Below are 22987 nucleotides of genomic sequence, written 5' to 3' on the forward strand. Positions count from 1 at the left end.
GCGATCGCCCCTATTAAATAATGGCAAATATCCTCGCCCCAATCTAAAATTCCGCATAGCTCAGCAGCCGCACTATTTTTTCATTATCGTTCAATTCGCCGACAATTCGTCGCACGGGTTTCGGCCAGATTTTAATCAAAGTAGGAGTTGCTGAAATCTGATCTGCCTCAGCTTGGTCTGGATGTTTCAAAACATCAATTACTTTTAAAGTGTAGGGACGATCGAGGCATTTCTCTAAGAACTGGTGTAAAGTTTCGAGGGTGCGTTCGGTGCTGGGGTTGCTGCCGGAAACAAACAGACGCAAAACGTACCCTTGAGTTTGTGGCGGTGGGGTGAGTGCTGTTGGTTTGGGAAGCCGAGTCTGCTGCGATGGCGGAAAGCCCAAGGGAGTTACTATCGAACTGTTCCAGTCCGATCGAGCTTCGGAGCTGGCATACTGTACAACTAAGTCGTGATTTTCCCAAAGTTCGGGGAATTGTTCGTGATAAGTAGCGATTGCCATCGGTTCGCACATTTCTTCGCTGCGGGGATGCCACACTAAGTCGCCAGTCCCAAAAATGGCGTTCAGCAGCGTTTGATGTCGCAGCACGGGGGGGTAAGCCTCCGCAGCAACCCGCACCTGCCTATCGCCTGGATCGAGCCAGGAGTCAACGGTTGCCGTGTAGCAAGGTATCAGAAAATGCGGCGGTTCCGACAAACCGAGGATCTCCTGTAGAGCTACGCACAACTGCAAATGCCAGCGAGTTTGCTTGTGGGGGTCTATGCAATAGATTAAGTCTCCCCCTGGCGTAAACAGCGCAATGCCTTTGAAAAATTCTGGCAAAATCGGGCGATCGACTTTCAATTCAGTACACCAATAAAAGTTAACAGTTAACAGTTAACTTTTAACTGCTAACTGTTAACACTCGACCTTTAGACTCGACCTCGGAGCATCTGAGCCATTTCGTTCGGGAACGGCGAGTTCTCTACACAAAGTTCTTCAGTAATCCGACCTTCTTGATAAAGGCCGTAGAGCGACTTATTCATCGTCGTCATGCCTTCATAAGTATCTTTGATCATGATTTGATTAATTTCCTCATTCTGGCCCTTCAGAATGTATTCCTTAACCACGTCGGTATTGATCATAACGTCGTGGAAAGCAGCCCGCTTTCCGTCTGTGGTTTTGCACAGCAGTTGAGCAATAATCGCCACTAGGGATTCGGAAATTGAAACCCGTATGGCATCCTGTTCTTCCGCCCCGAACATATCAAGAATCCGGTTCAGGGTCTTAACCGCACTGTTGGTGTGCAGGGTTCCTGCAACTAAGTGACCGGTTTGAGAGGCTTTGAGGGCGATTTCCACCGTCTCTCTGTCCCGAATTTCTCCTACTAGCAGCATATCCGGGTCTTGTCGCAGAGCGCCTTTGAGAGCGCTCATAAACTTGAGGGTGTGCCTGCCGACTTCCCGGTGCTTAATCAAGGATTTTTTGCTTTCGTGTACGAATTCTACCGGGTCTTCGATCGTGATGATATTGTAGGCTTTATTCTTATTGATGTAGTCGATCATCGCGGCCAACGTGGTAGACTTACCCGAACCTGTCGGGCCTGTCACCAAAATCAGCCCTTTGTGGTAGCCACATATTTTCCTAAATACCTCCGGCAGTTTCAATTCCTCCATTGTCAAGATTTTGGCAGGAATTAACCGCAGCACCATTGCCGGGCCGGCCAAGGAGTCCATGCAACTGATCCGAATCCGGACGAACCCGAAGTCGAAAGCGCCGTCAAAGTCTAGGGTTTTTTGGAAAATTTCAATTTCTTCATCGCTCATGCACTCCCGCAACCAGCCAAAAAACGTATCTAAATCCGTCGGTGGATAGCCGATGTCGGCAATCTCGCCCCGCTTGCGGAAGCGGGGAACTTCGTTTACTCCGAGGTGAAGGTCGGATACTCCTTCTTCTTTGGCTCGCATGACTAGCTCTTTCAAAGTCGGAGCTCCGCCGCTGCTAGATATCGGGCTTTTAGGTGTGGCGAAGGATTGCGGCGCTGGTGCGGGTGGCGCTGCTGGTGCTGGTGCGGGCGGCGGTGCTGGTGGCATTCCTGCTGCTCTGGGGGGCATCCCGGGAGCTGGAGGGCGGGGCATTCCGGGCGGTGGGGGGGCTCCGGGTACGGGCGGGCGAGGAGCTGGCGGATGCTGTTGTGTCATATGCGCTACCTTAAGTTGGTGAGAAGGCTGACTCGAACAGATGATTTGTGGGAGTTGAACAATGCCGATCGCCATTGTGCGTCTCTTGCACAAAAGCTTAACTGTTGTTCTCAGTCTATCCTAAGAGGGGGTCGTAGTGCTGCACTAATAAGGAAATATTCTGCCAATTGGAGGATGCGATCGCTCTCGATACGCCCGAATATGGATTCTCCACATTTTTGGATAATTTTTTTTAATGAAAAAAGTTTTCCGCAGCAAAGCAGTATAAATTGATACTTTACAAAATATTAAGGAGTTAAAGGGATGAATTCTGTCGATCGGGCTTTTACTCCAGCTCTGGAGTTGGCGGAGTCGATCCGCACCCTGGAAGTGTCGCCTTTAGAAATTGTAAATCTGTACTTGGAACGCATTGAGCGATTAAACCCTGAGCTGGGCAGTTATTTTACAGTAACGGCCGAGCGGGCGATCGCCCTAGCTAAATCTCAAACCGAACAACTAGCTGGGTTAAACAAGCCACAGGAATTGCCACCTTTTTTCGGAGTGCCCATTGCGATTAAAGACTTGACACCAGTTACCGGCGTTCCGTGTACTTACGGCACTCAGGCTTTGCTGGGTAACATCTCTGCCTACGACGAGTCAGTAGTATGGCGGATCAAAGCAGCAGGATTTAACATTCTGGGAAAAACAGCCACCTCTCAAATTGGCTCATTACCTTACACCGAACCCCCAGGTTTCCTGCGGGCGCGCAATCCCTGGAATTTAGAGTATACGCCCGGAGGTTCCAGCGGAGGCTCAGCGGCCGCTGTAGCAGCGGGTTTGTGTGCGATCGCCCAAGGTTCAGACGGCGGCGGTTCGATTCGAGGCCCAGCTTCCTGCTGCGGTTTAGTGGGCATTAAACCGTCGCGGGGGCGAGTTTCCTGGGCACCTGTCGGAGATTACCTCAGCGGCATTTCGGCCAACGGGCCACTGGCGCGCACTGTAGCTGACGCCGCCGCACTTTTGGACGTGATGTCAGGCTACACAACAGGCGATCCGTACTGGCTACCCGATTCAAATCCGACGTTTTTAGAGGCTTCCACTCAAGAGTTAGGCAAGCTACGAATTGCTTTTTCTACCAGTATTTCCCCTGTGGGCGAGGCTTCGGCTATCTGTCAGCAAGCGGTACTCGAAACCGTTAAGTTACTGACTGATTTGGGTCACGATGTCGAACCGGGATGCCCTGATTTTACGGGTTTAATCGAACCGTTTATCGCAATTTGGCAGTCTGGGGCGGCGGCAAGCGGCATTCCAGGCCCTGCTTTGGAACCGATGAATCGCTGGCTGTTAGAAAGAACTATTTCGGCTGGGGAATATTTACGGGCGGTGAATCAAATGCAGGTTATTTCACGGCGGATTGTGGGATTCTTTGAAAAATTTGATGTGTTAGTTTTGCCGACTTATATGCACTCGCCAATCCGGGTTGGGGAGTGGGCGGATTTGAGTTTTGAAGAAACTTTGCAGCGCATTATTAATTGGGTAGCTCCTTGTCCGCCGTTTAATGCTAGCGGTTTGCCTGCGATCGCACTTCCTGCCCTTTTAGATAACAACGGTTTGCCCGTGGGAATTCAAATTATCGGGCGGCCGGCGGCGGAAGCAACTTTAATTGCTTTAGCGGCGCAGATGGAAGCGGCGAAACCTTTCCCGGTTTTAGATTTTAAATAGGGAATAGCAAGGGATAAAAGCACGTTTCCCTGTTTTAGGGGTATGCCAAATCAGGATTTGTGTGCGGGGAACTAGAAATCGGGTTTTTCGCATAAATTTTTATTGACTGTTGACTGTTTGACATTTGAACAATATTGATGCAACGGCAAACGATAGGATTGAGAAAGGGGACAAATTTCAGGTTTAATTTGGGTAATAAAAAAATATAAAACACTTCTTAATGTACTTGACTTGTTTGGAAAAGAGGGTATAATTCTTTCAAATTAATTCCCGATGGCGGGTGTATCTAAAAAAATAGCTTATGTTTAACACAGCAGGACGGTTTCCAGAAAATCCGATTCCGGGAAATGTTGCGGGTGTTTCAGCGGAAATACTAGACTTATTCAGTAAGTTCGATCGCTTAAATCGGATCAGCCAAAGTGCCGTCGGCGATACCAATATTTTATTTGATACCAGCTACGATTTGACTCAAAAACCAGATTGGGCGGCGGCTGCGACTGGTAGTGCGATCCTCTACGAGGGCTTCGCTAACGGTCTTTTTGAGACATTAACCGACTTCGGTCTCCAATCGTCAGGAAGCGACAATATTAAAGTTGATAGTAGTCTAAAATCCCAGACCGCTACCTCCACTCAAGGTGAGATAGACGAACTGACAGGGATGGCTTTACCTGTTGGTGAACTCTCCCTATCCCAAACTTCTTCCCTATTTCCTGATGAAAACTGGGCTTTCAATTTTAAAGATTACACCATCGAACACCAAGGTTTAAACACCCTCAACCTCAAAGTTGGTTACGGGTTAAAACCGGGAATTACCCCGAACGAATATCCAGATTTTGTTCCCATTTACCAAAGTATTGATAATTTCCTAGTCAACTACCCGAACGAAACTGATTTTTGGGAAATTCTAAACAAAAATTTGACAGAAAAGGTGCTTACTGAAAATCCGGTACTGACAGATGTTACGATTCAACTGGAAGTTTTGCCAACGGAGATATTGCCCTACGATCGCGCCAGTACAGTTTTCCGCAGTCAATCGGGCAAAATCACAGAAGATTGGAATTTTTCAGTCAAAGACTACGCAATAAATCACCAAGGATTGAACAAGCTCAATCTCGATATAGATTACCAGTACAAGCCGGGAATCGCTCCCAATGAATATCCCGATTTCGTGCCAATCTACAAGAGCATTGATAACTTTTTAACCACATATCCGAACGAAACTGATTTTTGGGAAATTGTCAATAAAAACTTGACTCAAAATATCCTCAACGAAAATCCTGCATTGGCGGCAATCAAGATAGATTTCAACGTTCTGCCAAGCCAAACCTTGCCCTACAACCGCACCAGCAAAGTTACTCGCACTCAACCCAGCAATCCTCAAGGAACTTTCCTAGTTGGCAATAGCCGGGGAAATAATGTACTTCGGTTTGACGGCAATACCGGCAATTTTCTAGGCGAATTTATTCCACCGGGAAGCGGCGGTTTGTCCAATCCAGATACGATCGTTTTTGGGCCAGATGGCAATGGCGATGATAAGTCGGACATTTACGTTACTAGCGGCGACAAGCCCGGAAATTCGGGAGAACCGACAGCATCTGCGGTATTGCGGTATGACGGAATTACTGGCGCATTTATTGACAAGTTTGTCGGCGATAATCCGAACACGGCGGTCGATGAAACTGGCGGATTGTTTCGCCCTTACGGTTTAGCTTTTGGCCCTGACGGTAATTTTTATGTCAGCAGTTTTTTGAGTGACCAAATTCTGCGATATAACGGCCAAACAGGACAGTTTATTGATGTATTTGCTTCGGGAAATCAGCAAGCGGGAGGATTGAATGGCCCGAACGGTTTACTGTTTGCTCCTGACGGCAATTTGTATGTGACAACGCAGGGGAGTGTTGCTCGCAATGGTAAAGCAGATTATAGCGCAGGTTTCCCCAGTCAGGTGCTGCGTTACAACCCCCAAACCCGGCAGTCAAGTATCTTTGCTTCGCCCGATCCTTCGCCTCGGAGTCAGGGATTTACAAGTCTTTTGGGACTGGCAATCGGGCCCGCTGACGGCGACCTTTATGTCAGCGATTTTGCTAACGATATCAGGCGCTACAATTTAAGAAGTGGGGAATTGGTCAAGGTTTTATCTACCAATTATACTGATACTTCCCCCAGTAGCAATTATGTAGGTAGTTTGGCCTTTTCGCCGATCGGCAATTTGTTTGCAGTTGGCTTTGACAACCGCGCTAATGCTAACGGTGCCGGCGCTGTTTTGCGGTATAATGGCAAGACTGACGAACCGCTGCCAATATCGGGGAATCCTGGATCGAGTAACAGTTCTATTTTTGTCCCTCCCGACAGCAAGCTACAGCGTCCAATAGGAATTTCTTTCTTTCCGTCCGATGCTCAACTGACGCAGAAATGGAATTTTACATTGGCAAATTACCCAATTAATCATCAAGGGTTAAACAACCTGAATATTGATGTAAATTATCAGTACAAAGACGGGATTCAAAATTCTGAGTATCCTGATTTTGTGCCGATTTACAAGAGCATTGACAATCTTTTAGTTAACTACCCGAACGAAACTGATTTTTGGGAAATTGTTAACAAAAATCTGACCGAAAAAGTGCTTGCTGACAATCCGGCACTTTCGTCGGTGACGGTTAATTTGGATGTTTTACCGACGAACCGATTGCCTTACGAACGCAGCAGTACCGTTACTCGCACTCAAGATGGTAAATTAGGTGAAGCATGGGATTTCAAGATTCCTAATTACTCGATCGATCACCAGGGTTTGAATAACCTCAATATGGATGTCAAATATCAGTACAAACCAGGAATTACGCAGGATGAGTATCCAGACTTTGTGCCGATTTACAAAAGCATCGATAGTTTCTTGACTAATTATCCCAATGAAACAGATTTCTGGGAAATTCTTAATAAGAGTTTGACGCAAAAGCTGCTAGCCGAAAATCCGGCTTTGGATTCGTTGCAAATTAATCTGGAGGTTTTGCCGACAAACAGATTGCCTTACGAGCGAGCTAGTATTGTGTCGCTCGCTTAGCCTATCATTGAAAATTAGATGGACAAATCTTGACAATAAATACATACTTAGCTACCGTAAGGGTACGGTTAAGTATGTTGCGTAGAAACCCGGTTTTTTCGCGTCCAAGACTAACCCATTTAAACCGTCTGTTGTGGTGAAAAACCCGGTTTTTTAAAGAAACCGGGTTTCTGAATTAGACCGAGTTTGCCAAGCTCCATCTGGGGAATATATGCCTGTCTCCCCTGCATTTGATACCTAAATAGTGGTGGACGCAAATAGGCACAAAAACCCGGTTTTGGCGTTAACGTCGATCGCTCACAACCTGTTATTTTGACTCTTAATACCAATTTTTTATGAGGTTGCATAGAATCCGATCACCCTGGCGCCCCCCGCGGGAGGGGGGGACAAGATTCTTCTCAAAGTCAACCCCTACTCCCCAACAATCAGGGGGATTTAGGGGATCGAGATATGTGCAACTTCACATTAAATTGGTATAACCGGGTTTTTGTGCCTCCGGGACTGAAAAAGATAGTTTTTTTATCGGAGTTCGTGATGCACCCCATTTCTAGTCATCAAACCCATATTTTACCAAAAAACCGGGTTTCTCCCGCCCAGTCCTACTTATTAAGAATTACGCTGTAATTTATTGATAATACCTCTTTAGATTGATAGATATTTTGATTATTTCCTTTTAAATATGGTAGCAGTTCGCTGCCAATATTTAGGGTGAAATTTATGTTAACTTCCGGCCCGATTACCGCTCCCGTTCCCGTTTTTCTAGTTCTTTTAGCAATCATGCTACTCGCGCCGCTGTTATTTGAGCGCTTGCGACTACCGGGAATAGTCGGTTTAATTATTGCTGGCGTAATCGTCGGGCCCAACGGTCTCAATTTGCTGCAACGGGACGCTACTATTGTTTTGTTAGGTACTGTAGGATTGCTGTTTTTGATGTTCCTAGCGGGACTGGAAACTAGCCTCGATGACCTCAAACTCAATGCGGACAAAGCTGTCATATTTGGGTTGGCTACTTTTTCGCTACCGATGATATTGGGGACAGCAGCGATGCTGCTGTTGGGATATAGCTGGCTGGCTGCAATTTTAGTCGCTTCTTGTTTTGCTACGCACACCCTTTTAGCGCTGCCAATTCTCACAAAATTGGGATTGATGCGAACTCAGACTATTACTGCGACTTTGGGCGGGACTTTAATTACGAATGTGTTGGGATTGTTGGTGCTGGCCATTGTTGTCAAAGCTTTCAAAGGAAATCTCACTCTCGATTTTTGGCTGTTTCTAATTCCATCTCTTGCTATCTACACTTTTGGTACTTTGTGGGGAGTTCCCAAAATCGGTCGCTGGTTCTTTAAGAAATTTGGGCACGACGAAAATGCAGAATTTATATTTGTATTGGCAACCCTCTTTCTAGTTTCTTACGCAGCAGAACTAATTGAAATTGAGGCAATTATTGGTGCATTTTTATCGGGAATTGCAATTACTCAAATTATTCCCAAAATGAGTCCCCTGATGAATCGGATTGAGTTTATTGGCAATACGTTGTTTGTGCCGTTTTTTCTGATTTCTGTGGGGATGTTAATTGACCCGCTAATTTTGGTAAAGCAGCCGCAGTCTTTGTTGGTGGCGGCGGTGATGATTTTAGCTGAGGTGGTGAGCAAGTTTTTGGCAGCTTGGATACCGGGGAAATTATTTCGTTTTGAGTTTCCCAGCATTATGGTAATGTTCGGTCTTTCTGTTGCTCAAGCTGCTTCTACTTTGGCGGCGATTACGGTTGCTTTTGAGATTAAATTGGTCGATCGCGTAACGGTGAACGGCATCATTGCCATGATTTTAGTAACTTGTGTCGCTTCTCCTTGGATTGTATCTCGGTGGGGTCAACAAATGCAGCAGCCGGGGTCGAGTTTGCCGGCTGCTACTTCGGGAAAGCATTCTTGGGGAGACCGAGTTTTAGTGCCTGTTGCTAATCCGAATACGGAAGATAATTTGCTGCGTTTGGCTTTGATTTTAGCAAAAACATCTCACGGAACTTTGCTGCCGCTGCATATTTTGTCCGATCGCGGCGAAGCAATTTCGCCCGCAGATAAAATGCAGCAAACTCAACTTTTGACGGCTGCGGAAACTGTGGCCAATGCTGCTGCTTGTGCGGTTGAACCGATCGCGAGGATAGATGATGCGATCGATCGCGGAATTCTGCGGAGTGCAACCGAACGTGAGGCTAGTTTAATAGTTTGTGGTTGGAAGGGATTTTCCACGACTCGCGACAATTTTTTTGGCAGCATAATTGACAATGTGGTAAGGCGATCGCCCGTACCCGTACTGATTGCTCGATTTCCAGATCCTATCCAGAATACAGCCAGAGTTATTTTGGCGATAACTGACAGCGAGTTGACTCGGTTTGGATTTCAGGAAACCGTGGGTATTGCTAAGAGTTTAGCCGAGGAACTTAAGGCGAGTTTGCAAGTGTTGTTGGTGGCGACAAAACGGGAACAAAGCAACCAAAGTGGGGCGGAGGTGGAAATTCTCTCTGAGATACCAGTAAATCGGGTGCGGGGAAATTTTATCAAGCTAGTTTCGCAGAATTTGTTAGAACACGATTTGCTGATTTTAACAACAATTTCTCAGCAACAGAATATGTGGGACAAACCAGGAACTCTCAAAGAACCGGAAGCGATCGCCCGGACTCACCAAAACATTTCGATGCTTGTTGTTTATTTTCCTGTATCTTGAGGAATATTTGAACCGCAGATGATGTTATAAATCTGCATTGATCTGCTGTTAAGATTTAATCCTAATCCATCCGATGCAACCGTCCATGAGATAACTAACTCCCGAAGTTTGTACTTTTCGGGCTGCACGTTAATATCAAATCCGTGGGTACCGACACTATTTATCTCTCTCTTCTCTTCCTCTGCGCCCTCTGCGCCCTCTGCGGTTTAATCATTCAAAAACAACCCGCCTAAAGCCCGGACGATCGCACTTTTCCAAACTAATTTCGATCGCACTCCGATGCAGGCAATTTCTCGGCATCTAGGACAATTTCTCGCTATCTGGGAGAATTTTGAGAATATGGTGATATACCCCCTCTAGTTCAATAAGGTAAAAATGAGCATCAGACCAAATTTCAGATGGTTTTCTTCAGTGGCGAGTGTTTTGGGTTCGATTTCGATCGGCACTTTCAGCGATGCGACATCCTCTGTAAAAGCGGCAGAAACGGTTGTTATCCGCAAAGGTATTTTAGAATCGTCAATATCGGTTGCGGATTTGCGCGAACTCGCAGAAACAGGAAAAGTCCCGGCAAAACTGCAAGCTTATGCCAATCTCTTGTCTGACGAACAGCGGAGTAAAATTTTTCGGGCGCTGCAAGCGAAAATTCCCCTTAATGTAGTCGGCCTGAGCAACTTGCTAAATACGGGGATCGGCACTGGCATCCTGACGGATTTGACTACTGTCATACCCAGGCGCGACGGTGGGGGTGTGGAAGCGCTGCGAGCCGCTCTGGTGCAGGGAGCAAAGGCGCCGGAAGGCTTATCGATATTGAGTTTCATTGAATCTTATCCGAGCTCGCGGGTCGTGGTGGATCTCGATCGAGCTTTCGCAGTTTTGGGAAATATGAACGTAAGTTTTTGGCAAACTCAGCGCTTTATGGCGGCGATCGCACCTCAGTTAGCAGCGGTTAAACCCGCGTTTAAGCTGCCTTTCGATCCAACCCAGCCCGGCCCTAATGTCGTGCAGGTACGGGCGCTAGATTTGAACGATAGCGCCCGCAATCGACCTATTCCGGTTGATGTGTATTGGTCGAGAGCTGCGACAGCAGACAAACCGACGATCGTCTTTTCTCACGGCTTGGGTTCCGTCCGCACGGATTTGCGCTACTTAGCCGAGCATTTGGCGTCTCACGGCTATGTGGTAGCAGCTTTAGAACATCCGGGAAGCAACGAGACGAACACCAATGCTGCGATGGCGGGGAAGTGTCCGTTGCTAGCTCCTCAAGAGTTTTTAGACCGTCCCAAAGATATCAGTTTTGTACTCGACGAACTGACAAAATTGAACCAAACTGATGATAACTTGCAGGGGAAAATTGCGATCGACCGATCGGTAATAATTGGTTATTCCTTTGGCGGGGCTACAGCCTTGTCCGTGGCCGGCGCCGAACTGCAATTGAGCGGACTCAAACAAAGGTGTCAGGGGGGTTTGATTGGGTTCAGCTTAGGCGAAGGCATTCAGTGCGCGGCGGCCGGATTGCCCGAAGAACGGTATCAATTGCGGGATGGGAGGATTAAAAGGGCGATCGCCATGAATCCGATCGCATCATTATTATTTGGAGAAACGGGCTTAAGTAAAATTAAGATTCCCACCTTAATAGTAGCATCTTCTGCGGACAAAACAACTCCCGCCTTAGCAGAACAAATTGCCGGCTTTCCGAAAATTCCATCTCCTAAATGGCTAGTTGGTTTTGTAGGAGGAACGCACTTAAGCGTCAAAGATCCGAGTACAACTTTAAACCAAGTTCGCAGACCTAACACAGTAATTAGCGGCGATGAAGTTGTCGGCGACCAAGCTGTTAGCATACGCAATTATATTAAAGCTATAAGTTTAGCCACGGTCGCTCAACTGACAGCAGAAGCTGACAAATATGCAGTTTTTCTTACGCCCGAATACGCGCAATTAGCTTCCACAGCGGCAATCCCGGTGCGGCTCGTAACAGAAATTTCCCCGGAAATTCATACAGTAGTGCAAACTTTTATTCAAGGGAATAAGTAGTGATTAGTGATTAGTGATTAGTCATTAGTCATTAGTCATTAACTAATATGATCTCCGGTCAATTACCCGAAATTAGGTAGGGGCGGGTTCACCAACAATATCTGCCAATAATTGACAATCTCAAAAACCCGCCCCTGCGGGGATATTATGGTCAATCGATCGGACATGATATAATATCAAATCCGGTGACATCGGAATTGATATTACCCACAGTCAGGACACCGGGCCGTGCCGTTTTCCTACAATTAATCGGGCGATGGTTACATCTTTCATCGAAGAAGATTGATGATTTTGGGGTAGGGAAACGGCACGGCCGCGTCCGAGATTGCTGAGGTCTATTTTTCTTCTTAAGCTATTTCTGATATTTTTTGTCCGTGCAAGGGCAAAATATAAGCAACCGCTTTCACAAACTCTACTCCCAAACTGCGATGCCTAAAAAAAATATTATCCCGCTATTGCTGCTGTTTGTAGCCCTGTTTACCCTTTACGGTGACACTTTAACTTTTCTCCCCAAACCTGTAAGAGATACTAGCGTAGCAAGTCGAAAGTTCTTCGTCGGGTTGTGGCCTTCGTGGGTGAAGCCGAAAGATTCAAACAAGCAAAGGGAGAAGGAGATTGAAAACTTGGAAAAAAGTCCTAGTCCCAGTCGATAGTTTTGAGCTACCAGCGAGAAACCCGGTTTCTCTAATAATACCTAGCCATTTTCTTGTAGGTTGGGTTAAGCGAAGCACAGCCAAACAAGACGATTTGAGATTGTAGATTTGAGATTTTTCCTCCAATCTCAAATCGATTAAACTTGAGATTTTAGATTTTCCTCAAAGCAGTAAGGTGTGCAATGCACACCCTACAGATAGAGGTTATGCCTCCAGGACTGTTTTAGATTGGTCTTCCCATCTAAAATCTAAAATCTAAAATTGATTAGGCGTGCTTTTTCAACCAGCTAAACATAGCTCGCAAATCTTTACCAACTTCTTCAATAGGATGTTCTGCTTCCTGACGGCGCATGGAGGTAAAGCCCGGTTTGCCGGCTTGGTTTTCGAGAACGAATTCGCGGGCAAATTGGCCGGATTGAATTTCGCTGAGAATTTTACGCATTTCGGCGCGGGTTTGATCCGTGACGATGCGGGGGCCGCGAGTTAAATCGCCGTATTCTGCGGTATTGGAGATGCTGTCGCGCATTTTGGCGAGGCCTCCTTCTACTATTAAGTCAACGATAAGTTTAACTTCGTGCAAACATTCAAAATAAGCTAATTCCGGTTGGTATCCGGCGTCAACTAAAGTTTCAAATCCAGCTTTAATTAAGGCGCTCAAACCGCCGCACAAAACTACTTGTTCGCCAAAAAGATCCGTTTCTGTTTCTTCGCGGAAAGTGGTTTCCAGGATGCCGGCTCTGGTGCCGCCGATACCTTTAGCATAGGCCATTGCCCGATCGCGCGCTTGACCGGAAGCATCTTGATATACTGCAAACAAACTCGGAACACCTTCCCCTTGTTCGTAAGTCCGTCGCACCAAGTGTCCTGGGCCTTTGGGGGCAACCATTACTACGTCTACATTGGCAGGGGGAACAACTTGGCCGAAGTGAATGTTAAAACCGTGAGCAAATGCTAAAACATTTCCTTCAGAAAGGTTCGGTTCGATTTGTTCTTTGTAAATAGTTTTTTGAACTTCATCAGGCAATAAAATCATGATGAAGTCAGCGGCGGCGGCTGCTTTGTCTACCGGGTGAACTGTTAAACCCGCGTCGGTTGCTTTGGCGGCAGATTTGCTACCGGGATACAAACCGACAACGACATTCATGCCACTGTCTTTGAGGTTAAGCGCGTGGGCGTGTCCTTGGGAACCGTAACCGATGATAGCCACCGTTTTGTTGGCTAAGAGGTCTAGGTTCGCGTCGGTGTCGTAATACATACGGGCCATAGTGCTTGTCTCCTGAGATGCAAATTGGGTGATTGACTGCAAAACTCTCATTTTATCAAGGTAGGGTACTTTTTTTACAGAATTTTTTTTATTAAGATTTGAGCGGGGGAAAATAAAGGGATCTCGCGCTGAATTTAGCGGGGTTGGTGGCGGAGTCTGCGATCGTCAAATATAATTGTCAATAGCGTGCTGTGCATTTGAAAAAACCTCACATCTTGCACGATTCTCAAGAACAGGCTGGACGGCCTGTTCCACAAAGAGTAAATTTTTTTGTGGAACAGGCCGTCCAGCCTGTTCATAAAAAGCTTATTGAGAATGGTGCAGCATATCAGAAAAACAAAACTAACTAACTTTATTCAGATGAAAATAAAAGCAATCCATCATGTGGCGATTATTTGCTCGGATTACGCAGTGTCGAAAAAATTCTATGTAGAAGTATTGGGATGTTCCATTATCAAAGAAACTTTCCGAACCGAGAGGAATTCTTACAAACTAGATTTGCGAGTCGGAAACGGCGACACCATCGAGCTTTTCTCATTTACCCATCCTCCTGAAAGAGTTAACAATCCTGAAGCTTGCGGTTTGAGACATTTAGCTTTTGCAGTGGAGGACATAGAAGCATCCGTTGCTTACTTAAAATCCCAACAAGTAGAAGTAGAAAACATTCGCCTTGACGAGATTACACAAAAACGGTTTACATTTTTCAGAGATCCCGACAACTTACCCTTAGAAATCTATGAAATTTAAGGAGTATCCCAATTTTGTAAAGTCGATCTTAAGTCAATAGGTGGGGTGTGCATTGCCCTAAAAACTGCATGATTCATTCCCAATCTAAAATCTAAAATCTAAAATCTAAAATTGTATAATGGACTCTATCATCAGAAACACAATCACGCTCGGATTGCCGGCTTTAATGCTATTTATAGCTATAGCAGCTACAGGGAAAACAGGTGATGCAGCCGTTTGGTCGGGTTTGGTCAAAGTCGGCGGTTCCTTTGGTATGCTGATCGGTTTAGGTGTGTTGGTATTTGTAGGATTTATTGCCAATTATTTTAGTTATTTTGTGGTAGATAGCTTGCTGGTGAGGTTTTATCAAAAACGGCGAGTGTTGGAACAGCCAGAACAACTGGTAACAGAAATTGATAAATTGCCGATTACCAACGACCTCAAAATTAAGCTGAAATGGGCGGTGATGCACAGCAATCCCAACAAAAACCTTAGCTTGAAGCACATAATTTTAAAATGGTTTATTATCGCAGCAACTGTAAATGCCGTATTGTCAATAGTCGGTTATTTGGGAGAATTCAACATTTTTTTTGAATTGAGTTCTCATTTTAAACTACAATATCTGCTGGTTGGTTTCTCTACTTTTATATTCTTCGCTCTCGTGCGCTCAAAAAAAAAATGGCTGCTGGTGAGCGCATTTTGCATTATCATTAATTTGGCGGAAATTGTTCCTTGGTATTTTCCAGCGCCAGCAGTTGCCGGAGCAAATCCCGGACACAACTTGCGGATTTTGCATTCAAATGTTTTAAGGGCTAATCGGCGATATTCTGAGGTGATATCGCTGGTTAAAGCAGAACAACCTGATATCGCGGTTTTTGTAGAAGTCAACTCATCTTGGGCAAAACAGTTATCAGTTTTAAGCGAGATTTTTCCTTACTCTTCTACCCAGCAAGAATCTGAGAGATTTGGCAGTGCAATATACAGCAAGCTGCCTTTAGAAAATTCTTCGGTTCAAGCCTTTTCAAAGCGAAGAAAGAGCTTGTCGGCGGATGTTAAATTTCAAGGTAAAATCATTTCTCTGATTCTTGCTCATCCGACTGTGCCAGTCAAACAGGAGAGTTTTATCAATCGCAACCAACAGCTAGCAGGCATCGGCGAGTATGCAGCCCAAGTAAAAAATCCGCTGATTGTGGTTGGAGATTTAAATACCACAATGTGGTCGCCATTCTACAAAAATATGGTAAAAACCGCAAACCTGCGAAATGCGCGATCGGGCTTTGGCATTTTACCGACTTGGCCGACTTTTATGCCGCTGGCTTATATTCCGATCGATCACTTTCTAGTCAGCAAAGAAATTGGTGTTTTGAAGATTCGTACTGGCCGCAATGTCGGTTCGGATCATTTGCCGTTAATTACAGATTTGGTCATTTGAAGGAAGTTAAAGCAGTGACTGATTAGAACTCCGATGTTTCATTATTTTTAGGAACGGGCAAGATGCCCGTTCCACAATAAAACTGAATTGTTGTGGAACAGGCCGGAAAGCCTGTTTTTCCCACAATAAAACTGAATTTTTGAAGAACAGGCCGGAAAGCCTGTTCTTCCCACAATAAAACTGAATTTTTGTGGAACAGGCATCTTGCCTGTTATTGATGATTTGATAGTGCCATGAAAGTAATATAAAATCTCAAATCATATAACTTTTGTTCTCTCCAATTGTGCTTCTAAGTTATCGATTAAATTATTTACTAACTGTAACTGGTACTGTTGAAAATTCATATTTAATGGCTCTTTGCTGTCTTGAAAACAGATAACTTTTCCGGCGATTTCCTTGTAGTGTTGCAGCATGGAAAAAGTATCGGTACTGAAGCGAGCGAGATAGTTTTTAGCAGCCTCGCTGCAAATTTCCGTTACTTGATTTAGATAAGCTTCTGACGATTCAGGCGGCTTTTCATACCCTGTTCTTTTATTCAAAATATAGCTAGCACCGCCGACTACTGCGGCTCCCACGGGCCCGCCCAATAGCCAACCTAAGCCTGTGGCGATCGCCACAGGAGTCACTTCGCCCTCGATCGACTTTTGAGCTGGAGGTGGCGGCGGCTCCGGTAAACTGACTTGCGGGGATGGAGGAAAGGAAATCAAAAGTGCGATCGGCTGTTCTTTCTCAAAGAATTCGCAAGCTTTATTTACCCATTCTGCGATGGTTTGCTGCTGATGTAAGACCTCTCGCTCAAATTTTAGCTTCCAGGCGTCAAAACTTCCTTCCTGGAGCGACAGCGCCATTTCCGATTGATACCGCTGCAAAAGTGTGGGTTGGTAAAGCCAAATCTCGAAGTCGGAAACGCTGGCTTGAAAGCCTTTTGATATCAGTTTTTCGGCTTTTTGTTTAATTTCAATTTTGTCTTTGTGCTTCTTTTGAGCTGCGGCTATTTCTGCGGTGACAGTTTCAGCTTTGGCTCGGAGAGAGTGGCAAATTTTAGTAGCTATAGCTTCAATTCTGGGCAACTTAACTGCTAGTTGTTCCTGTTGAGCTGCCACAATACTTTGCAAAGCCGATTCAAAGCTGGCAATTCCTGTAGTTTGGGCGGCCGCCACATCTCCTTTCAGCCTCGCCCTCAAAGCCGGCAAAGCATCGACGCGGTAGATATTGCTGATATTGTTCGGCAAGTTCGAGCGAAAACTTTCGGCAACAAACAACAAGCGATTGTAAACTTGTTTTTGGTCGTCTGGTTCGAGTAGATTGAGAAAATTGGCAACAAAGACGACAGTGTTGATGTTGCGATCGCTCAACCAATCTCTCAAGTTCTCCCGTTCCCCTAAAGTCATCAATTTGCGAGCATCTAAAACCTGCACAACTAAATCAGCCGTTAGCAATTTATCTCTGACTAAATTATCCTGTTCTTCCCGGTCATTGGTTCCCGGCAAATCCAGCAATTCCACACCGGTTTGCAGGAATGGATGGGGACAGTAAACATTCACTGCCGCCACATCATCCCGCATTTGTTTCGCGTCGTCAAGGATGGCGTAGCGTTTCAACACATCAGTCCCCCGTTCGCTAATTTCCCTGCCGTCTTTCAGGGTAATTTTTGCGTGCAATTCCTCGCCGTAGTTGACATAAATGGCAGCACCTGTAGTCGGCACAAGGTCGATCGGCAAAGCACGATTTCCAAGCATTGCATTCAGCAAAGTTGACTTGCCGTAGTTAAACGGGCCAAAGACAGCAATTTGAAAAGTTGGTTTGGCGAGATAGTCGCAGATTGAGGTAGTATCTCGATACAGTTGGGAGTTTTTTTCAAGTTCGAGAATACCGAGTGCTGATTTGAGATTGTCGGTCAGGTATTGATAAATTTCGGGTTGTTGCATTGTTGTTTTATTTCATTTAGCGGATGCTAGGAAAGCTTGATATAGCGATTCAATACTCTGCGACTCGGCAGAAACATCAGCCTCCAATTTTTTCAACCGCTGCGATTCAGCCTGAAAATTAATCTCGCGAGATTCCTTTTGTTCCAGCAAATTATCTAACTCTGATTTCCGAGAAGTAATATCAGCATTCATGCGATCGCCCACTTCCCGCCCGTAAACATCAAAACACTCTTTCACAGCATCGTGAATCGGCTGCCACTGCTCTTGAGCCACCTGCGGCAGATATTTCACTAGCTCTTTTTTCGCCGCTTTCACCAACTGTTTGTGCGCTCCGTCTGCTTGCAAAACCCCAACACCCATCCCCAATAAAGCCAAGTACAGCGGCCCCAAAACAATCCCCGTCAAACTAGCAAGAATCGTACTGACGCTCAACACAGTGATTAAGTTGAGCAGGATATTTTTCCAATCAAAACCCGCTCCTGCCATTGCTACACCTGCCAGATTTCCAGTCGTTAACGAGAACAATCCCATCGCCCATTTTGCCCAACCTGGCGAGTTATCTTCGTTCGAGTTGCTGACTGCTGCTGGTATCTTTTGTCCCGTCAGTTTTTCGGTAATTTTTTCAGTCACTTTCGTGTAAGATGCTCCGTAATTTGCGGCACTTTTCGATAGCTGCGAAAATGCTGAATTCATTTCTTGTTCGGCCGTGAGAGTCCAAGCTGCTAGTTTGTCATTGATGTACTGCTCGAATGCTCGTTTGAGCGATGCTTCAAAAGCTTCTCGCTTGCCTTGGCTGAAGAAATCCAGAAATCTCAGTTCCGGTTGATACCGTAAGAAATCTGTTTCAAAGGTATTTTCTAAGTTAAGAACGTAGGCGCGGAAAGAATCTGCGATCGCCCGTGATTTACTATCTCTAACTTCGATAATTTCTTGTTGAAATTCATCGCGAATCTGAGTCAGCTTTTTAAACTCCGGCTCAACTGAATTAATCTTTTCCTTCAACTCATTGACATCGCGATCGAGTAATGGTAATCTGCGCCCAACAGCTTCGCGGACACGAGCAGAGATTTGACGCGCCAAAGTCCTCGCCGGACGCAATTCCGAAATCGCCCTTTCCTGCGTCAAAAACGTATTCAGTGCCGCCATAAACTCGGGAAAACCAGTTCCAGCCAAATTCGCATCCGGGTTTTTCATCCGCAACCTGAGCGCCTTAATTGAGGTAATTGCAAACACTCGCTCGTCGTAAATGTCGTGGCCTTCTGTTAAACAATATTCAGCCAAATTAGCTTGAAAAACCCGCCGCAGTTTCCCTTCTGCTTCTGCTAATTCTTCAGGATCATCCGGGTCTATCAAACTTTCCCGCACCTGATCCCAAGCATTTATCAGGAAGAAAATGCTCAATCCGCGATTTTTGATGTAATTTTCTAGATAGCGTCTTTCGCCCATTGTGCAAGGCTGAGTTGCCCTGAGCACAAACAAAATAGCGTGGCAGTTGTTGATGTAACCGAGAGATAATTCATTGCGGGCTTCTGTATCGTTAAGTCCGGGACTGTCTACTATTTCTATGCCTTTTTCTAGCAAAGGTAAGGGATATTCTACTACGGCGCAATCGATATCTGGAAATGCTGGTTTCTTTTCTTCTTCTAAGCGTTTTGCCTCAGCGGGGTCAATTGTGTAGTTCTGTTTAAAACTTTTAAAATCTAGCTGTTTTGGGCTTTTGCCGTCATTGAAATAAACGGTGACTTTTTTTTCTGAACCATAGCGCAAAATCGTCAGCAAAGCTGTACAGGGATTTACATCGCTGGGCAGTAAGTTTTCGCCGATTAACGCATTGAGAAAAGTGCTTTTACCGCGTTTCATGTCGCCTAGCACTAGCAGCCGAAAGACTCCTTGGCGCAAGTTTTTACTGGCGACATCAATGTCGGCGTTGTCTGTTTCTAAACCGAGTTTTCCCGATGCTTCTCCTCCTGCTAATTCTGATTGGTTGATGGCTGTGGCGATGTTGCTGAGGCGAGTGGCAATTTCTCGGCGCACGGCGGCTACTCGCTCTAAATCGTTGAGAAAGTTGCTAGTTTCTACTTTAAGGTTCATGGCTGTTTTCTGATAGTTTCCTGCTTGAGCTTTTCAACTTTTGTCTTCTTCAATAAACATTTTGTAAGCGATCCAAGCAATGCCTCCCACTATCAGCGCGGCTGCCAGCCAAGATGCTATGCGAACTGCAACGATAACAGCAATGACAATGCCTGTAAATTGAGCGGCTGCTATAATTTTTCTGCGCCACTGTTTGAGTTTGCCGTTAACTTGGCTGTCTGGTTCTTGGTACTTGCTTGTTAGATGTTCTGGCACGGAGCGGTCGATTTCGGATTCTAGTTCGCGGAGCCGAATTTCTTGTTCTCGCTTCCGCAGTTCTTGTTCTTTGCGCCGGAGTTCTCGGGATTTGTTGTCAGGAGAATTCATAAATTTTAGCCTGTTTTCCGCTGGAAAAATGTGTTATTTATTGTCAATGTTGCGGATCGATAAGTTCTCTACGACTGTAACTCACATTTTCCCGCCTGTCGAGAAATGTTAAGAAAATTTAAAAAGGGCGAGGGACTAATTAAGCCGATCGCCCTACGCCCTAGATTAGCCGCTGCAAATCCTCAATACCCTTCGGGCCCGATAGTAGTGCGATCGCACTCGGCTTCCGACAAATCAACCAAGCGCGATCGAAATAAGTTGCAGCCCGCTAATTGAGCTTGGCTTAACTTTGCTTTCTCCAAGTTAGCTCGGCTCAAATCCGCATATCTCAAATCGGCCTTAGTCAAATCTGCATTGTACAAATCGGCACCTTGCAAATTGGCTTTCTGCAAATTAGCACCTTGCAAATTGGCGTGACGCAAATTTGCTCTTGATAAGTTGGCTCTTGATAAAGTTGCTTCCGACAAGTTAGCTTGATAAAGTTGAATGTCGCCCAATTCAGCATCTTGCAAATCAGTTTTATAAAGATTGGCTTGAGTCAAATTTCCGTAGGGCAAATAAGCTCGCCTCAGAACGCTACCAGAAAGATTTATTTCTGTCAAATCTGCTTGAAACAAGTTATGTTCACTTAAGTCAACGGCGTTAAAGTTTCGCTGGCCATCAGCATACTGAGCAAGCAATTCCTCAGCGCTTAGCTTTTGCATTTTCATTCCTCATGACGACAGCTACTGCAGCCAATCCATAACAGTAATTAATGGTTATTATTCTGCGTATTTATACTTAGGCATATTCTTATGTTAAGCTTGTGTAACAACAGTCGCATTTTTTCTAAGATTTTTTTTATATTTGTAAATTTCTGCCTTGCTCAACCAGTAAGCGGTTAGTAATGTCAAGATCGATCGAGAAACCAAAGCCAATCCTCTACTGAAATATGCCAGAACTTCCTCTCTCCATTGCTCAGCACTACCACGAACGGACAAAATACGACCCTGAAACCATTGCTGCTAAAAGTAAACAGCTAGATTGGACAGAGCAACCTGTGCCTTTCAAAGAATATAAAATTGGAGCGTATTTTGACCTCAAGCCTTATCTAAAAGACCCCTCGGAGGATGCCGATGCCGATCCCGATGCCGCTTGGTGGCATCGGTTATCTAGCTTGTTGCTGTGCAGCTACGGGTTGACGGCGAAAGTGCAGACGGTAGACGACAGCTACCTGTATTTGCGATCCGCACCGTCGGCGGGTGGACTCTACCCAGCAGAGGTTTATTTAATCTCCCGTGGCACTGCCCAGTTGCCGGCCGGACTCTACAATTATCAGTGCAGAACTCATTCACTTGTTCATTTTTGGGACAGTCAAGTTTGGCCGACTTTGCAAGCAGCTTGTTTCCAGTCGCCAGCGCTAGAAAATACCCAATTGGCGATCGCCATTACCACTGTTTTTTTCCGTTCTTCTTGGCGTTACGAAGACCGAGCTTATCGGCGAATTTTTCTAGACACTGGCCATTTATTGAGCAATATCGAGTTAGCTTGCGCCGTCAACGATTACCGACCTCACCTGATTGGAGGATTCGCCGACGAAGCTGTCAATGAATTACTGTACATCGACTCGGAGCAAGAAGGAGCGATTTGTGTACTTGCTTTAGCCGACTTGCTAGATATTGACCAAAACTTGCCTAAATTTAAAACCGCTTTGCCCGGAAATACCACGACAGATTACCCAAAAATTTCCGAAGGTCAACTGTTAAAATACCTCCACAAAGCCACGCATTTAGAATCAGACCCTACCGGATCAGACGGCTGGAAAGTTGATGAAAGTGAAGGGGTACTAGAGGATAAATACAACTTTCCATTTTGTACTAAAGTTTCGACGGTCACTCCTTCGATTCCTTGGGGAGTGAACCTGGAAACTTTAGAAAACACTATGCTCAAAAGGCGTTCGACCCGTGCTTATACAGGTGCTTCTTTGAGCTTGGGCGAACTGCTAGCTATGCTGGATTTTACTTACCAGCCGCAGCACTATATCGACCAAGGATTAGACGGTTATCCAGACTATTTCGATCTAAGTTTGATCGAGACTTTTATTGCTGTTTCGGGAGTGCATGGGTTAGAAGAAGGCTGTTACTATTACGCTCCGAAAGCTCAAGAATTGCGGCAAATTCGGTTTAAAAATTTCCGCAGGGAACTGCATTTTTTGTGTTTGGGGCAAGACTTGGGCAGAGATGCGGGGGCGCTGTTGTTTCATACGGCGGATTTGAACAGGGCTGTAGCAAAATATGGCGATCGAGTTTACCGCTATTTGCACATGGACGCGGGTCATTTGGGCCAGCGGTTGAATTTAGCAGCTATGCAACTGCGTTTGGGTGTCAGCGGTATCGGGGGCTTTTTTGACGATCGTGTCAATGACGTTCTCGGTATTCCTGCGGGTGAGGCTGTGCTTTATATTACAAGTCTCGGAAGACCTCGATCGTGACAATAAGTTAGTTGTTATTTGTCAGTAGTATTGCTTCACTAAGCCCAGGCGCATCTAAATTTTACAGTCAAGTTTGATGAAATTAACATCTTAAACCATTCTCCAGAACAGGCAAGATGCCTGTTCCACAAAGAGTGAAATTCGGTGTTTCACTCTTAGTGAAATTATTGTGGAGTGGGCGTCCCGCCCGCCCTAAAAATACAACAGAACAGGCAAGATGCCTGTTCCACAAAGAGTGAAATTCGGGGTTTCAAAAAGAGTGAAATTATTGTAGGGAGTAGGGGTTGGGCGTCCCGCCCGCCCTAAAAATACAACAGAACAGGCAAGATGCCTGTTCCACAAAGAGTGAAATTCGGGGTTTC

At 45.5% G+C, this 22987-nt stretch carries 17 protein-coding genes; 9 read left to right on the plus strand and 8 right to left on the minus strand.

All coding sequences use genetic code 11. From position 1 onward, the window contains the following. Positions 1 to 43 precede the first annotated feature (43 nt). Positions 44 to 844, minus strand: coding sequence for a circadian clock KaiB family protein (locus QUB10_RS03105; protein ID WP_333199457.1), 801 nt, complete (start codon positions 842 to 844; stop codon positions 44 to 46). A 68-nt stretch (positions 845 to 912) separates the two neighbouring features. Beyond that, positions 913 to 2181, minus strand: a complete 1269-nt coding sequence (locus QUB10_RS03110; RefSeq protein WP_333199459.1) for a type IV pilus twitching motility protein PilT — start codon at positions 2179 to 2181, stop codon at positions 913 to 915. A gap of 303 nt (positions 2182 to 2484) precedes the next feature. On the opposite strand from QUB10_RS03110, the gene QUB10_RS03115 reads away from it, so the two are divergent. From QUB10_RS03115 to QUB10_RS03135, 5 genes are all read left to right on the plus strand, one after another. Further along, a complete protein-coding gene (locus QUB10_RS03115) occupies positions 2485 to 3882 on the plus strand; it encodes an amidase (protein WP_333199461.1) in 1398 nt (465 codons plus the stop codon). A 301-nt stretch (positions 3883 to 4183) separates the two neighbouring features. Next, positions 4184 to 6940: an NHL repeat-containing protein gene (locus QUB10_RS03120; RefSeq protein WP_333199463.1), complete on the plus strand. Its 2757-nt coding sequence runs from the start codon at positions 4184 to 4186 to the stop codon at positions 6938 to 6940. Between the two features lie 717 nt (positions 6941 to 7657). After that, on the plus strand, positions 7658 to 9661 hold the full coding sequence (locus tag QUB10_RS03125; RefSeq protein WP_333199465.1) for a cation:proton antiporter domain-containing protein: 2004 nt from the start codon (positions 7658 to 7660) through the stop codon (positions 9659 to 9661). 375 nt (positions 9662 to 10036) lie between these two features. Next, positions 10037 to 11695 (plus strand): alpha/beta hydrolase, encoded by a 1659-nt coding sequence (locus QUB10_RS03130; RefSeq protein ID WP_333199467.1) that lies wholly within the window; start codon positions 10037 to 10039, stop codon positions 11693 to 11695. Positions 11696 to 12123: 428 nt separating this feature from the next. Next, positions 12124 to 12348: a hypothetical protein gene (locus QUB10_RS03135; RefSeq protein WP_333199469.1), complete on the plus strand. Its 225-nt coding sequence runs from the start codon at positions 12124 to 12126 to the stop codon at positions 12346 to 12348. A 265-nt stretch (positions 12349 to 12613) separates the two neighbouring features. On the opposite strand, the gene ilvC is transcribed toward QUB10_RS03135, so the two are convergent. After that, positions 12614 to 13663, minus strand: coding sequence for a ketol-acid reductoisomerase (gene ilvC / locus QUB10_RS03140; protein WP_333199471.1), 1050 nt, complete (start codon positions 13661 to 13663; stop codon positions 12614 to 12616). A gap of 309 nt (positions 13664 to 13972) precedes the next feature. Here ilvC and gloA2 point away from each other — a divergent pair, with 309 nt between their 5' ends. Beyond that, positions 13973 to 14359: an SMU1112c/YaeR family gloxylase I-like metalloprotein gene (gene gloA2, locus QUB10_RS03145; protein ID WP_333199473.1), complete on the plus strand. Its 387-nt coding sequence runs from the start codon at positions 13973 to 13975 to the stop codon at positions 14357 to 14359. 118 nt (positions 14360 to 14477) lie between these two features. Further along, on the plus strand, positions 14478 to 15770 hold the full coding sequence (locus QUB10_RS03150) for an endonuclease/exonuclease/phosphatase family protein (protein WP_333199475.1): 1293 nt from the start codon (positions 14478 to 14480) through the stop codon (positions 15768 to 15770). 47 nt (positions 15771 to 15817) lie between these two features. Here the strand turns inward: QUB10_RS03150 and QUB10_RS03155 are convergent, their stop codons facing one another. The 5 genes from QUB10_RS03155 to QUB10_RS03175 form a co-directional block, all read right to left on the minus strand. Continuing rightward, on the minus strand, positions 15818 to 15973 hold the full coding sequence (locus QUB10_RS03155; protein WP_333199477.1) for a hypothetical protein: 156 nt from the start codon (positions 15971 to 15973) through the stop codon (positions 15818 to 15820). A gap of 54 nt (positions 15974 to 16027) precedes the next feature. Beyond that, positions 16028 to 17698: a dynamin family protein gene (locus tag QUB10_RS03160; RefSeq protein WP_333199479.1), complete on the minus strand. Its 1671-nt coding sequence runs from the start codon at positions 17696 to 17698 to the stop codon at positions 16028 to 16030. A 12-nt stretch (positions 17699 to 17710) separates the two neighbouring features. Continuing rightward, positions 17711 to 19789, minus strand: a complete 2079-nt coding sequence (locus tag QUB10_RS03165) for a dynamin family protein (protein ID WP_333199481.1) — start codon at positions 19787 to 19789, stop codon at positions 17711 to 17713. A gap of 33 nt (positions 19790 to 19822) precedes the next feature. Continuing rightward, a complete protein-coding gene (locus QUB10_RS03170; protein WP_333199484.1) occupies positions 19823 to 20155 on the minus strand; it encodes a hypothetical protein in 333 nt (110 codons plus the stop codon). A 182-nt stretch (positions 20156 to 20337) separates the two neighbouring features. Next, positions 20338 to 20859, minus strand: a complete 522-nt coding sequence (locus QUB10_RS03175; RefSeq protein WP_333199486.1) for a pentapeptide repeat-containing protein — start codon at positions 20857 to 20859, stop codon at positions 20338 to 20340. Between the two features lie 227 nt (positions 20860 to 21086). Between QUB10_RS03175 and QUB10_RS03180 the strand changes: the two genes are divergently transcribed. Both QUB10_RS03180 and QUB10_RS03185 read left to right on the plus strand, forming a co-directional pair. Beyond that, positions 21087 to 22625, plus strand: a complete 1539-nt coding sequence (locus tag QUB10_RS03180) for a SagB/ThcOx family dehydrogenase (protein ID WP_333199488.1) — start codon at positions 21087 to 21089, stop codon at positions 22623 to 22625. A gap of 116 nt (positions 22626 to 22741) precedes the next feature. Next, entirely contained in the window at positions 22742 to 22864 is a 123-nt protein-coding gene (locus QUB10_RS03185; RefSeq protein ID WP_333199490.1) for a hypothetical protein, read from the plus strand. The last annotated feature ends 123 nt before the right edge of the window (positions 22865 to 22987 follow it).

This window comes from Microcoleus sp. B5-D4, assembly GCF_036705145.1.
In the GTDB taxonomy this organism is placed as follows: Bacteria; Cyanobacteriota; Cyanobacteriia; order Cyanobacteriales; family Microcoleaceae; genus Microcoleus.